Source organism: Streptomyces sp. CBMA29, assembly GCF_014596445.1.
Classification (GTDB): Bacteria; Actinomycetota; Actinomycetes; order Streptomycetales; family Streptomycetaceae; genus Actinacidiphila.
Genome location: NZ_MECL01000034.1, coordinates 42128 through 56268, shown reverse-complemented (window position 1 = coordinate 56268; position 14141 = coordinate 42128). Strand labels below are relative to the sequence as shown.

Genomic DNA, 14141 nt, shown 5'->3' with positions numbered 1-14141 from the left:
TTGCTCATGCGGGTCGGGGGGCCTCGTCGGCGGCCGGAGCCGGGTTCCGGTCCCGGTCCCGCAGCCGGTAGGTGCGGACCGCGTTCGTACGCATCACGCCGTCTGCCTCGGCCACCGGCAGACCGGCGAGCGCTTCGCGGACGAGATCCAGCCAGGACGCGTACGAGGTGGCCAGCGTCATCACCGGCCAGTCGCCGCCGTACAGGCACCGGTCGGGGCCGAACGCCTCCAGGACCTCGCCGAGCACGCCGAGCAGGGCTGCCGCGCCGGTGCCGGGAGCCGCCTCGGTGGCAAGGCCGGACAGCTTGCAGACGACGTTGTCCCTGCGGGCCAGCCGGTGCAGGGCCGGGCGCCACGAGGGGTCGGGGACGGGGACCGACGGCTTGCCGAGGTGGTCGAGGACGATGAGGGTCTGCGGGCACGCGGTCGCGAGTTCGGCGAGTTCGCCGAGTTGCTGTTGCCGCACGCACGCGTCGAACGGCAGCTCTGCCCGGCCCAGAAGTCCCACGCCGGCGCGGAAGTCGGCGCCCCGGGTGAAGCCCGGTCTCTCGTCCTGGATGTTGTGACGCACGCCGACGACGAACGGATCGGCGGCGAATCGGCTGACGGCCTCCGGAGCCCCGGCGGGGTCGTCGAGACTCACGTGGGCCACGGCGCCGCGAATCCACGGCCGGTCGCGTGCCAGGCCGCGCACCCACCGCACTTCCCGCTCCGCCTGGTCCGGCCTGCGCCCCGCTTCGACGAAGACCGCCTCCACCGGCTCGGACACACCGTCGAGATAGGCGGAAGGGGAGAAGTGCCGATCGAGCGGGGGAACGTCGGCGAGCCACGGGTAGGACAGGTGGCGCGGGTTCCAGAAGTGGACGTGGCTGTCGATCACCGGCATACGCACCCCCGTGGCACTGTCCGCCACCCCGTCCACGGTCATGGCCGCTCCTCACGGTGCTGGTTCTCGGGGTGCTGGTTCTCGGGACGCCCGTTGAGCCAGCCCCGGTCGCGCACCGGCGCCAGGCAGTCCTCCACCGCACGCAGCAGTTCCCCGTCCAGGGGCTGGGCGATCCACTCCACGAGGCGGCGGATCTTCCGTGCGCTGGAGGCGCCGACCACGGTGGAGGCGAAGCCGCCGGTGGAGACGGCGAACTGGACCGCGAGCCGTGCGATGTCGGCCCCCCTGACCCGGCACAGCTCGGCCGCCGCCGCGCAGCGCTCCAGGACGGGCGTCGGCGCGGGGTGCCAGGCGGCGGGCCCTGGCGCGGTGAGCGCCCCCATCGCCAGCGGCGCGGCGTTGATCACCGCGGTGCGTGCCGTGTCGAACTCCGGGCCGTACCGCGCCAGACGCCGGTCCTGGAGGGTGTACTGGCAGTAGGACATCACCGTGTCCACCGGCGTCCGGGCCGCCACGTGCCGCAGGGCGCCGAGCGGATATCCGGTGATGCCCACCGCGCGCACCAGGCCCGCCGCCTGCATCTCGCGGAGCGCCGGGAGCGTCTCGTGGACGACGTGGCCGAGGTCGCCGAATTCGATGTCGTGGCACTGGACCAGGTCGAGGTGGTCCGTCCGCAGCCGCTTCAGGCTCTCGTGCACGCTGCGCCTGACGCGGTCGGCGGTGAAGTCGAAGACGTCGTCGCCGTATCTGCCGACCTTGGTCGCCAGGACGTAGCTGGAGCGCTCGACACCGCGCAGCGCCTTGCCCAGGACCGTTTCGGCGAGCGTCGCACCGTAATAGGGGGAGACGTCGAAGAAGCAGACGCCCAGGTTCAGGGCGGTGTGCACGGCGTCGATCCCGTCGGGCTCGGCGAACGCGCCGTACACCGCGCCCAGCGGCGACGCCCCGAATCCCAGCTCGGAGACCTCAAGCCCGGTCGCACCCATCGTGCGGCGTTTCACGGCGCGCTCCCCCGGTCCCGCTCGTCGAACGGGGTGCGGTACGACGGCGGCCCGGTGCGCAGGTCGAGGCGCAAGGTGAGGCGGACGGTACTGGAGCGCGGGAGTTCGACCCGCAGCCAGGGTCCGTCGACCGGCGTCGAGACGGCGGTCACCGTCGGGGCGGTGTGCCCGTAGTCGTACAGGTCGCCGATCCAGGAAGGGTCGTCGCACACGCTGTGTTCCACCGAGCGGATGGTGTGCTCGCTGAACGCGCCGGCCTGGACGATCACCGATCGTGCCGCTTCGGGGTCGAGGTTGACCAGGTCGACGACCGTGCCGTCCGGGTCGATGGCCGAGACCAGGGCCGCGACCCCGGGGGGAAGTCCGGGACGGCGGGCGACCGCGTCGAAGTACCGCACCCGCGCCTGTTGCAGGCCGCCGTTGTAGACCACTTGGGGGCCGCCCCAGGTCAACTGGACCAGCGCCTCGGTCACCACCGGGTTGGACTGCTGCCACAGATGGATGTCCGCCTCCGGCACGTCCCGGTCGCGGTACTTCTCCATACGGGACAGCCGGTGCCGCACCTGCGCCTGCGCGGCTGCCAGGATCTTCTCCGGATAGCCCGGGTCGTCACCCGCCAGGAAGGCCAGCCAGGGCTCCTCGTGGCCGCCTTCCTCCTTGCTCCGGAAAGGGCGGACCGTACGCCAGTCGTATCCCGCGGTCCCGCGCAGGCGTTCGATACGCGTCCGGTCGGCGTCGGAGGCCGTATGGTGCCACAGCGCCGTCGGGACGGCCATCATCATGGGGTTGTAGTCGAACCAGCCGTCGTCCGCGTACCGGTACGGCACGTGGAAGGTCGGGGTCCGCACGTCCTGCGCCAGTTGCGGGTTCCACTTGGACCGGATGCTGGAGTCGGCCTCGGTGAACGCGATCACCTTGCCGTGCGAGATGATCTCGTCCAGCGCGGGGCGCACGAGGTCCAGATACCCGTCGTCGCCGGTGGCGGCGGCGCCCGCGAGGGCGGCCACGACCGCCGCGTGTCCTACGCTGTACCAGCCGTGCGGCCAGGACCAGCCGTAGTGGCCGCCGTACCAGCGCCCCTCCAACAGCCCGCCGACGGTGCCGTCCGGCGCCACGTTGTCCGGCAGGACGCCCCCGTTGGCGGCGGCGCGCTCCCGCCAGGCGCCCACGTACTCGATGATCCAGTCCGCGTAACGCTGCTCGCCGGAGAGCATCCAGGCGTTGAGGACGAGTCCTGTGGCGGCGAGATTGACCGCTGTGTCACCGGAGCCCATCCGGCGGCGCATCTCCGCGCCGAGCCGCGGGTCGGCGTCGAGCGGAGGCTGCCGTACGCCCGCGGGCAGGGTCCAGCCGAGCGGGAAGCCGTACGTCTGGGCTTCCTTCGGCAGCCACGGATAGGCGGCGCCGTCGGACAGGCCCTCGCGCCGCGGGTCGCTGCCGTTGTGCGGCCTGCGGATGATGCGGTGATCGGGGTCGTAGTTTCCGTGCCTGACGTCCACGTACAGATCGGCGAAGCGCCGCGCCCGCTCGGCCCACCGGTCGGGGGCCGCCATGCACAGGAAGTAGAGCAGCAGCAGGCTCTCGCCCTGGTGGAACCAGTCGTAGCCGCGTTCGTACTCGTCCTTGAGCACGCCCAGTTCGGACAGTTGGCGGGTGACGCCCTCCCAGTGGTGCTCGGACTGGGCCAGCAGATCGTCCGCTCCGCCCAGCAGGTAGAGCTGGGGCCAGTTGAAGAAGACTTCGTAGAAGTCGTCCACGCCGTCCCGTGAGGTCAGCTCGCCGGTGTAGCGGAGCCGTCCGTCGGTCTCCGTGAAGTCGCGGGCGAACCGGCGCCAGGCCCGGTCGAGCAGGTCGAACAACTCGCGCTGCGCGATCGCCCAGCCCGGCGGTTCGAGCAGTGGCACCGAGGCGGTGATGACGGGATGCATCGGGAGGAGCTCCATTCGCGTTCGGGCTCGGCCGCGTCCGGGCACGGCACCGCCCGCGCGGAGGCCGGGCGGGCGGCGTGCCGCACGTCGTACGGGGTGGCCGGCGAGGTCAGTTCTTCGTCGCGCCGGCGAGCATGCCCGCGACCAGGAACCGTTGGGAGAAGAGGAAGACGATCAGCACGGGGACGATCGCCAGCAGCGTGGCCAGGGCCAGCTCAGGACGCTCGACCTGGAGCGTGCTGGCCGTCGGGTTGAACTGGGGGACGGAGTCGAGCAGCGTCCCCAGACCGACCTGGACCGGGTACTGGTCACTCTGCGGCAGCATGACGTACGGCAGGTAGTAGTTGGTCCAGTTGGCGACGAAGCTGAAGAAGCCGACCAGTGCGACGACGGGCGACGCGAGCGGCAGCGCCACCCGGCGGAAGATGCCGAATTCCGAGCAGCCGTCCAGCCGTGCCGCGTCCAGCAGTTCCCGGGGCAGCGCGGTGCTGAAGTAGATGTAGGTCAGGTACACCCCGAACGGGTAGAACGCGTACGGCAGGATGACCGACCACATCGAGCCGATCAGGTGGACCGCGTTGACCTCCAGGAACAACGGCACGACCAGGGTGGCGTTCGGCATCAGCATCACCACGAGGGTGGCCACCAGCAGTACGCGCCGGCCCCGGAACTCGGTCATCGCCATCGCGTAACCGGCGGGCACCGCAACGCACAGGGTGATCACCAGGGCGAGGGAGGAGTAGACGGCCGAATTGCGCAGCCAGGTGAAGACGGCGTTGTCCTGATAGGCGCTCAGGGCGTTCCAGTTGGCATGCAGTGCGTGGAAGGAGCCGAACGAGAGCGGATTGTCGTGCACGAGTTGGTCGTCGGTCTTGGTGGCCGCCAGCAGCAGCCAGAGCACCGGCAGCACGAAGAAGGCCACGAACAGCAGGAGCACCAAGGCGGTCGCGGGCCGTCGGATGTCAGTCCGCATCGAAGAACCCCGATCTGGCCACGAAGACCCCTGCCACGACCAGACCGACCACGAGCAGTTCCACCGAGACGGCCGCCGCGGTGTTGACGTCGTTGTTCTGGAAGGCGAAGTCGTACGCGAGCTGGTTGAGCGAGTAGTCCCGGCCCGCGACCCCGACGCTGGCCTGGGAGAGCAGTTGGGGCTCGACGAACAACTGGGTGCCGCCGGCGAAGGCGAGGATGACCATGTAGACGATCCACTTGCGCAGCAGGGGGATCTGGATGCGCCAGGCCGTCTGCCAGGCCCCGGCGCCGTCGATCCGCGCGGCTTCCAGGACGTCCTGCGAGATGTTGTTCAGCGCCCCGTACATCACCACGATCCAGCCGCCGGCTCCGGTCCAGAAAGCGATGAGGGTGAACAGGATCGGCAGGTGTCCGGGGGCGATGACCTCACCGAAGGTGTGGTATCCGAAAGCCCGCAGCAGGAAGCCGACCGGGCTGACCGTGGGGTCGAGCACGAACAGCCACACCATGACGCTGGCCGCCCCGGCGAGCGCGCCGGGCAGGTAGTACAGGAACCGCAGCGCCCTGCTGACTCCGCTCAGCATGAGGCGGTGCAGCAGCAGCGCGAGCCCGACGACGAAGACGACCAGCGAGGTCAGCCACCAGAGCAGATAGAGGGCCACGTGCTCGACGGCGGGCGTGAAGCGGAAGTCGTCGATGGCCGTGGAGAAGTTGGACAGACCGCTGAAGGTGCCGCCGCCGTCGGTGAAGGCGAAGTAGATCGCGTAGCCGGTCGGCACGACCCCGAAGGCGATCAGCAGCACCGTGTAGGCGACGACGAAGCCGTGGCCGGCCCGGCCGGGCCACCGCGTGCGCGCGCTGCGCACCGGCGCCCGGCCGGCCTCCGTGGGTAGGGTCGTCACTGCGTCGTCACCTTGTAGCCCGCCGCGCGGGCGTAGTTGGCGATCGCCGTCTGCCAGGCCGGCAGCAGGGACACGATGGACTTGCCCGCCGTCAACTGGGGAGTGACCGTGGCGGCCCAGACGGCCTCCTGGCTGAACTGGCCGTAGCCCCAGCCGGGCCAGACCTCTTCAGCGGCGGCCTGTAGCGGCGCCGCGATGTCGCCGGCGAAGTAGTCGGAGGACGCCTGCTTGGCCAGCCAGCTCTTGGCCGCGGCGGCGTAGGCCGGATAGCCGGGTGCGAGCTTGGCCTGGTAGTCGTCCGAGGTGGTCGCCCAGGTGAGGAAGGCCGATGCGGCCTTGAGGTTCGCGCTGTGCGCGGACAACAGCCAGGTTCCGCCGCCGACGTTGCCCGCCGTGCTGCCGCTGTCGGCCGACCACCTGGGCATCGGGGCGATGGAGATCTGGTGTGCCGGGGTCTTGAAGCTGCCCTGGAACAGGGCGCCACCGAACCAGGAGGGGCCGGGCATCATGAGGATCTTGCCGGCCAGGTTCTTGTCGAAGTCCGAGCTGAAGACGCTGCTCATGGACATCGTCTTGTTCTTGACCAGGGTGTCGAGCAACGAGGCCATGCGCTTGCAGTTCGCGCTGCCGGTGTCGACCGTCACCGCCTTGGGGCCGGTGATCTGGTTGGCTCCGCATTTGCTCGGCCACATGTAGAGCTCGGGCGCCCAGGTGTCGCCGGCCGAGCCGACCAGATAGCCGGGGTGCTCGGTGGCCACCTTCTCCCCGAGAGCCTGGTACTGCTCCCAGGTCTGCGGGACCTGATATCCCCACTGTTTCATCAGCGGCGCGTTGTACCACAGCACGGTCTGGGCGAGGTCGTTGCGCAGACAGTAGAGCGTGCCGTCCACCGTGCAGGGGATGTTGGCGCCCTTGGCCCAGCCCGACAGGGTCGATTCCGGTATGAGGCCCTTGTTCAGCGGAGCGGTGAATCCGGCGTCGACCGCCCAGGTGGTCTCGTTGTTCTGGGAGCTGAACACCACGTCGGGCCAGCCCTTGTGGGTGCGGTTGAACAGGCTGACCTTCGTGCGCAGGTAGTTGGAGCCGTTCGCGTCCCCGTCGTAGCTGACGATGTTCATCTTCACGTCGGGGTGCTGCCGCTGGTACAGCTTGGCCGCGTCCATGCGTGAGGCGTCCACCCATACGGTCAGGGCGCCGCCGGTCTGCTTGACGGGGCGGAAGCCGCCGTGCGAACCGTTGTCGGTGCTGCCCCCGCCGCAGGCGGCGACCGTGGCCAGCGCCAGGGCGGCCGCCACGGCCAGCATGCCGCTGCGTCCACGGCGTCCACGGCTCCCACGGGTTCTCTCACGTGTGTTCGCGCCGACCGCGCGGACCTTGGCTTTCATGATCAACTCCACTACGTCGTAGGGCCGGACCACCACTGGGCGCGGGCCTGGAGATGTCGCGCTCCCGGAGGGGAGCGCGGACAAGGGGGAGCTTCGTGGCCGCCGGGACGAAGTCGTCCCGAGCTGAGCTGTTCAGGCGAAGCGGCATCGCGCTTTGATCACATATAACAAGCGCCCGACCCCGGGGGCGTCAACAGAATGAGCATGGTTATTTCCAAGATCTTTTCACGTGACGGACGCACACTCGCTGCATATGGGCCATTTCATAGGAGTTTGCGACAGACTGGAGGTGACAATGAGTCCTACACATATTGCCGCTGCTGCGGCCCGTTGTATGCTGCCGCGAGACGTCGGACCGGCCGCGTACCGCGCGGCCGACGACCGGAGACGAAGGAGGCGGGTCGTTGGACGGAAACCCCGTGCTTGCGACGACCGGCGGCTCGGCATCGGCATCACCGTCGGCGGAGGCACCGGCATCGACACCGGACACCGCGGCCTATCGGCCCGGTTACGAACGCGTGGCCGAGGAAATCCTGCGGCTCATCGCCGAGTTGCAGTTGCAGCCGGGTGACCGCATGCCCACCGAGAACCAGTTGGCCGCGCGGCTGGGCACCAGCAGGACAGTGGTGCGAGAGGCCGTCAAGATCCTTTCGGCCATCGGGCGGATCCGGGCCCAGAAGGGCCGTGGCCTGTTCGTGGCGAACGACGAGGGCATGCTGGGCTCGTCGCTGTGGGGCAGCTTCTTCATGCCCACCGACCTCGACCACGTCTACCGTCTGTTCGAGTTCCGCCGGGTGCAGGAGGCCGCCGCCAGCCAACTCGCCGCGACCCGCGCGACACCGGCAGACCTGCGGGCGATCGAAACGGCCGCCGAGACATGTCGGCAGGGTCACCTGACCGACCGGCGCGACCTGTTCGACCGCGGCGACGACGACTTCCACCTCAGCGTCGCCAAGGCCTCGCAGAATCCGTTTCTGGTGGACGCGGTCCGCGAGGCACGGCGGCTGCAACGCCAGTGCAGCACCATCGGGTTGCACGGTACGGTCGGCGGCCACGCCGAGGAGGCGGTGACGGAGCACGCGGCGATCTACCACGCGATCAAGGCCGGTGACCCGGAGGCGGCAGCGCACGCGGCCACCGTTCACCTGGACCAGACCCTGGAGGACTACCGCCGCGAGATCCAGCGGCGGGTGTTCGGCTGAGCCAGCGTCTCGCATTTCCGCCCGCGTCCGGAGGCAGGGGTCCGCCCCCCGGCCTGCCGAGAGGCCGGAGGGCGGTGGCACTACTGCCGGATCAGCTCCACTTCTGGTTGCTGCCGCCGTTGCAGGTCCACAATTCGAGCTGTGTCCCGTTGGCAGTGCCGAGACCGGTCGCGTCCAGGCACAGCCCGGACTGGACTCCGACGATGGTTCCGTCGGAGTTGACGCGCCACTTCTGGTTGTCGCCGCCCCAGCAGGAGTAGATCTGCACCTTGACTCCGTTGCCGGTTCCGGCCGCGTCCATGCACTTGCCTCCCAGGACCGTCAGCTCACCGGCGGACGTGCTGGTCCACTGCTGGTTGCTGTTGCCTGAGCAGTCCCACAGTTGCAGTGCGGTGCCGTCGGTGGTCGTGGAGTTGGGCACGTCCACGCAGCGTCCGGAGCCGGCGCCCTTGATCTGCCTGGTGCCGCCGTTGGGCGGCGGCGTGGTCGAACCGCCCCCGGAGAGGGTGTTGAGCACGGCGGTGTAGGCGGCTTTGGCGTTGCCGTTGCCGTCGAAGAGCAGCGGGTTGTCACCGGACCGCCAGGAGTCGCTGTCCCGGATGCCCCAGACGGTGATGCCGGTGCAACGGGCGACGTTCATGCACGCCTTGACGGTGTTGGCGTACTGTGTGCTGCCGGCCTGGGCGATGTCGAGTTCGGTGAGCTGGACGTCGACGCCGAGGGCGGCGAAGTTCGACAGCGTGGTCTGGAAGCTGGCGGGAGGACCGCCGTTCCCGAAGTGGCTCTGGAAGCCGACGCAGTCGATGGGCACGCCGCGGGCCTTGAAGTCCTTGACCATGTTGTAGACGCCCTGGGTCTTGGCGTCCGTCCAGTTCTCGATGTTGTAGTCGTTGTAGCAGAGCTTGGCCGAGGAGTCCGCGGACCTGGCGGTACGGAAGGCGTGCTCGATGAAGCCGTTGCCGAGCTTGTCCTGGAACGGCGAGCTGCGGTGCTGGCCGCTGCCGCCGTCGGCGAATGCCTCGTTGACCACGTCCCAGGCGTAGATCTTGCCCTTGAAGTGGGTCATCTCGGTGGTGATGTGGTTGTCCATGGCGGACTGGAGGTCCGATGCCGACAGACCCGATACCCATCCGGGCAACTGCGAGTGCCACACCAGGGTGTGACCGCGCATCCGCTGGCCGTGGCCCTGGGCGTGACTGACGATCTGGTCGGCGGCGCCGAAGTTGAACGACCCCCGAGAAGGCTCCGTCGCGTCCCACTTCATCTCGTTCTCCGGGGTGATCATGTTGAATTCCCGGTCGAGAATCGTCGAGTACGTCGAGTCGCCCAGCCTGCCCGCCGCCACGGCGGTACCGAAGTACCGGCCCGACTGGGCGGCGGCGGAACCCAGAGAGGTCGCCGCCGCGGCATGGGGCATGGACGTCGCCAGGGCGACGACAGCCAGGGAGGCGCTGACCGCCGCCGCGGTGGCCGCCGCCACCGCCCTGCTGTGAATGCTTCGATGTCTGGTGAGCCAGGACATGTCAGTAGCGCTCCTTGGAGTGGGGGGACGCAGCGTCGACGGAAGCCGGCTTGCCCGGCCGCTGCCGACGCACTGCCTTCTGTAGCGCTGGAGTGAGCGCTAACAATCATCGAAAGTTTCGCAAGTCCTGCGATCGTTTCGCGGCACCTTAGGACGCCCACCGGGACGCGTCAAGACACCGCGCACCGAGGCATCCTCCCCGCGACGCATGCGTTGACGTTTCGGGCGCCGTGTGAGCACACTTGCCAACGTTTCGCGCACCGGGCATGGACACGACGTAGTCGAGCCGCCGTCGCCTGCGTCAACGGCCCACTTCGACGGTCTGCGTCCGGAGACTTTTGGGAGCGCTCCCACTTTTCCCTGGTGGACAAGGCTCCACGCTGCTCCCTCTCCCCCCACCTCCGTGCCTGTCGAAGGAGACAAGCATGCCGACACTTCAGCGAGCCTTCCGGTCGACCCGCAGGGCCGTGCTCTCAGCCGTCGTGGCGCTCGGCGTCATCATCGGCGGTCTCATCACGCTGACCGCCGCTCCGGCCGCCCACGCCGACACCCAGATCTGCGACCAGTACGGTTCGACCACCATTCAGGGCCGTTACGTGGTGCAGAACAACCGCTGGGGCACCACCGCGACGCAGTGCGTCAACGTCACGAGCACCGGCTTCCAGATCACCCGGGCCGACGGCACCGCCACCAACGGCGGCCCCAAGTCGTACCCCTCGGTCTTCTACGGCTGCCACTACACCAACTGCTCACCGGGCACCAATCTGCCCGCGCAGCTCAGCACGATCAGCAGCGCGCCGACGAGTGTCTCGTTCGGCTACGTCGCAAACGCCGTCTACGACGCCGCCTACGACATCTGGCTCGACCCGACGCCCAGGAAGGACGGCGTCAACAAGACCGAGATCATGGTCTGGTACAACCAGACCAGCCCTGTCCAGCCGGTCGGCTCCCGCGTCGGCACCGCGAGTGTGGGCGGGCGCAGTTGGGACGTGTGGACCGGCAACAACGGCTCCAACGACGTCATCTCCTTCGTGGCGCCCTCGCCGATCGGCACCTGGGACTTCGACGTCAAGGCGTTCGCCAACGAGACGATCAACCGGGGGATGGCCCAGAACTCCTGGTACCTCACCAGCGTCCAGGCCGGCTTCGAGCCCTGGCAGAACGGCGCGGGGCTGGCGGTGACGTCCTTCTCGTCCTCGGTGAACATCGGCGGCGGCTCGACCACCGGCGGTACGACGGGCGGTACGACGGGGAGTACGACCGGCGGTACCGGGTCCGCGTCCTGCAAGGTCACCGTCACCCCGCAGTCCTGGGCGGGCGGCTTCACCGCCGACATCACCGTGGCCAACACCGGCTCGGCCGCGGTCAACGGCTGGAGGCTCGGCTTCACCCTTCCCTCAGGGCAGCGCATCACCAGCGCGTGGAACGCCGACGTCAGCCCCTCCTCCGGCGCCGTCACCGCCTCGAATCTCGCCTACAACGCGCAGATCCCCGCCGGCGGTACGCAGTCCTTCGGCTTCCAGGGCACCTCGTCCGGCGCCTTCACCCCTCCCGCCGGATTCACCCTCAACGGCAGTTCCTGCTCCTGAACTCGCCGCGGCCACTCGGCAGCAGGGCCGCCCGACCCTCAGGTCGGGCGGCCCCGCCGTGACGCACCTCTTGAGGGTCGGCACTTGAATGTGTCAGTCTCATTTCGGCGTTCGTAGACCCGGTTCTCCCCGTACGCCCTCGTGGGCACGTCATACGCGCGCTGTCACGGCCTTCTATCGCGGATAAGACTGATTCATGGGCTCCACAAGCAAGGACATGAATGCCATAGATCCTGGCCCATGGATGAGTCACCGCATCGGCAGGGCGATCGTCCGGTCGACGCGAACCGCGCCTTCCCCCACACAGAAAGAGAGCGGACCATGATCTTTCCTCTCCGCCCGCGCCCGCATCGCGGCCGACCACAAAGAGCGGCCCTGGTCGCGGCCTTCGCCATCGGGGCGGTCCTCGCCGCACCGGCCGTGACGTCGCACGCGGCCACCATGACCACGCTCTACGTGTCCCCCACCGGCAGCGGCACCGCGTGCTCCGCGTCGGCGCCCTGCTCCCTGGCCCAGGCGAAGACCTCCGTGGCGAACATCGGCGGGTCCATGAGCGGCGACGTCGTCGTAGAACTGGCGGGCGGTACGTACCGCATGTCGTCCCCGCTCGCGCTGGGCAGCGCCGACTCCGGGCGTAACGGACACACCGTCATCTGGCAGGCGGCCTCGGGCCAGCAGCCGGTGCTGTCGGGCGGTCAGCAGGTGACCGGGTGGACGCTGAAGGACGCGTCGAACAACATCTACGCCGCCGCCGTACCCTCGGGAGCGGACTCCCGGCAACTGTACGTCGACGGCGCACTGGCGCCGCGGGCGGCGATCCCCGTCTCGCGCGGCGATGTCAAGATCACCGCCAGCGGGATGACCATCGTCAACTCCGCGCTGAACTACCTGGCCACGCTGCCGCAGCAGAATCGGATCGAGCTGGAGAGCCAGAACTCCTTCACCGACCGCTTTGCTCCCGTCCAGTCCATCAGCGGCAGCACCATCACGATGCAGCAGCCGGCCTGGAACAACAACAACTGGGGCTACGACACCCTCGCCAGTCCCTTCGCCGGCGGCAGTCTCCAACTGGAGAACTCCTACAGCTTCCTGAAGACCGCCGGCCAGTGGTACCTCGACCCGCAAGCCGGACAGCTCTACTACAAAGCGCCCGCCAACTGGTCGCCGCCGTCCCACGACATCGAGCTGCCGCGGCTGACCTCTCTGCTCCAGATCGGCGGCAGTTACAGCGATCCCGCGCACGACATCACCGTCAAGGGCATCGCCTTCCAGCACACCACCTGGCTCCAGCCCAGCACCTCCACCGGCTACGCCGACCAGCAGAGCGGGGCCTTCCTGGGCCGCACCTTCACCCAGCCCTCGGACTTCATGACCTCCTGCCAGTCCGGATGCCCGCTGTTCGAGGCGGCCCGCAACAGTTGGAGCCAGGTGCCGGCGGCCGTCCAGGTCTCGGCGGCGCGCGGCATCACCTTCACCGGTGACACCTTCGCGCACCTGGGCCAGGTGGGCCTCGGCATCGGGAACGACGCCAACGCCCACGCCTCGGGAGTCGGCCTCGGCGCGTCCTCGGTCACCGTCTCCGGCAGCACCTTCACCGACGACTCCGGCGCCGGCATCGTGGTCGGCGGTGTGCAGCCCGACGCCCACCACCCGTCCAACACGGCGATGACCAACCAGGACATCACCATCCAGAACAACCGGATCTCCGATGTCGCCAAGGATTACAAGGACATGGCCGGCATCCTGTCGACCTACGTCACCCACGCCGTCATCAGCCACAACGAGGTCTCGAACCTCGCCTACGACGGTATAGACATCGGCTGGGGCTGGGGCGCCAACGACTCCGGCGGCAGCCAGGACTACCGCAACCGCGGTCTGTACAACTACCAGCCCGTCTACACCACACCGACGACCCTCAAGAACACCGTCGTCAGCTACAACGCGGTGCACGGCACGAAGAAGGTCTTCCACGACGGCGGCAGCATCTACAACCTGTCCGCCAACCCCGGCACGACCATCGACCACAACTACGTCTATGACAACCAGCACACCGTGGGCCTCTACCTCGACGAGGGCTCGCGCTACGTCACGCTCAAGAACAACGTCATCCAGGACTCCGGTGTGTGGGCCTTCACCAACGCGGGCGGCTCCAACAACACCAACGACAACACCTTCGACACCAACTGGTACAACTCCGGCGCGACCCAGGTAGCCACCGGCTCGCCGCACAACAACGTCCTGACCGGCAACGTCCAGGTCAGCGGCACCAACTGGCCGTCGAACGCCCAACAGGTGATCGCCCAGGCGGGCGTGACGAGCGGCACGGGCACGGGAAGCACGGGAGCGCTGCACGCGGTGGGCGCGGGCAAGTGCCTCGACGTGCCGAACTCCACCACCACGCCCGGCGCCCAGACCCAGATCTGGGACTGCAACGGAGCGGCCAACCAGGCATTCACCCGTACGTCCTCAGGACAGTTGACGGTCTACGGCGGCAGCCCGATGTGCCTGGACGCCAGCGGCCAGGGCACCGCACCGGGCACCAAGGTCGCCATCTGGACCTGCAACGGCCAGAGCAACCAGCAGTGGACGCTCAATGCGAACGGCACGGTCACCGGCGTGCAGTCCGGACTGTGCCTGGATGTCACCGGCTCCTCCACGAGCAACGGCGCCCTGGTCGAGTTGTGGACCTGCAACGGCCAGAGCAACCAGCAGTGGACCCTCGGTTAGGGCACTGCGCGTATCTGTCGTCCC

Annotated in this window: 10 protein-coding genes; 3 read left to right on the top strand and 7 right to left on the bottom strand. The window is 68.7% G+C overall.

The window, feature by feature from the left end; translation table 11 throughout:
• Positions 1–4: 4 nt before the first annotated feature.
• From BGM09_RS05140 to BGM09_RS05115, 6 genes are all read right to left on the bottom strand, one after another.
• Positions 5–928, bottom strand: a complete 924-nt coding sequence (locus tag BGM09_RS05140) for an amidohydrolase family protein (protein WP_188280195.1) — start codon at positions 926–928, stop codon at positions 5–7.
• Entirely contained in the window at positions 925–1887 is a 963-nt protein-coding gene (locus BGM09_RS05135) for an aldo/keto reductase (RefSeq protein ID WP_317452536.1), read from the bottom strand. The genes BGM09_RS05140 and BGM09_RS05135 overlap by 4 nt, the downstream gene beginning before the upstream one ends.
• Entirely contained in the window at positions 1884–3815 is a 1932-nt protein-coding gene (locus BGM09_RS05130; protein ID WP_188280194.1) for a hypothetical protein, read from the bottom strand. The genes BGM09_RS05135 and BGM09_RS05130 overlap by 4 nt, the downstream gene beginning before the upstream one ends.
• Positions 3816–3924: 109 nt before the next feature.
• Positions 3925–4788 carry a carbohydrate ABC transporter permease gene (locus BGM09_RS05125; RefSeq protein WP_188280193.1) on the bottom strand — a complete coding sequence of 288 codons (864 nt, stop codon included), beginning with the start codon at positions 4786–4788 and terminating at the stop codon, positions 3925–3927.
• A complete protein-coding gene (locus BGM09_RS05120; RefSeq protein ID WP_188280192.1) occupies positions 4778–5692 on the bottom strand; it encodes a carbohydrate ABC transporter permease in 915 nt (304 codons plus the stop codon). The genes BGM09_RS05125 and BGM09_RS05120 overlap by 11 nt, the downstream gene beginning before the upstream one ends.
• Positions 5689–6996 carry an ABC transporter substrate-binding protein gene (locus BGM09_RS05115; protein WP_188280191.1) on the bottom strand — a complete coding sequence of 436 codons (1308 nt, stop codon included), beginning with the start codon at positions 6994–6996 and terminating at the stop codon, positions 5689–5691. The genes BGM09_RS05120 and BGM09_RS05115 overlap by 4 nt, the downstream gene beginning before the upstream one ends.
• A gap of 599 nt (positions 6997–7595) precedes the next feature.
• Here BGM09_RS05115 and BGM09_RS05110 point away from each other — a divergent pair.
• Positions 7596–8279, top strand: a complete 684-nt coding sequence (locus BGM09_RS05110) for a FadR/GntR family transcriptional regulator (RefSeq protein WP_188280190.1) — start codon at positions 7596–7598, stop codon at positions 8277–8279.
• 91 nt (positions 8280–8370) lie between these two features.
• On the opposite strand, the gene BGM09_RS05105 is transcribed toward BGM09_RS05110, so the two are convergent.
• Positions 8371–9801 carry an endo-1,4-beta-xylanase gene (locus BGM09_RS05105; RefSeq protein ID WP_188280189.1) on the bottom strand — a complete coding sequence of 477 codons (1431 nt, stop codon included), beginning with the start codon at positions 9799–9801 and terminating at the stop codon, positions 8371–8373.
• A 425-nt stretch (positions 9802–10226) separates the two neighbouring features.
• Here BGM09_RS05105 and BGM09_RS05100 point away from each other — a divergent pair, with 425 nt between their 5' ends.
• Together BGM09_RS05100 and BGM09_RS05095 are read left to right on the top strand one after the other, a co-directional pair.
• Positions 10227–11390 (top strand): GH12 family glycosyl hydrolase domain-containing protein, encoded by a 1164-nt coding sequence (locus BGM09_RS05100; RefSeq protein ID WP_188280188.1) that lies wholly within the window; start codon positions 10227–10229, stop codon positions 11388–11390.
• A gap of 321 nt (positions 11391–11711) precedes the next feature.
• On the top strand, positions 11712–14117 hold the full coding sequence (locus BGM09_RS05095) for a ricin-type beta-trefoil lectin domain protein (protein ID WP_188280187.1): 2406 nt from the start codon (positions 11712–11714) through the stop codon (positions 14115–14117).
• Positions 14118–14141: the final 24 nt, after the last annotated feature.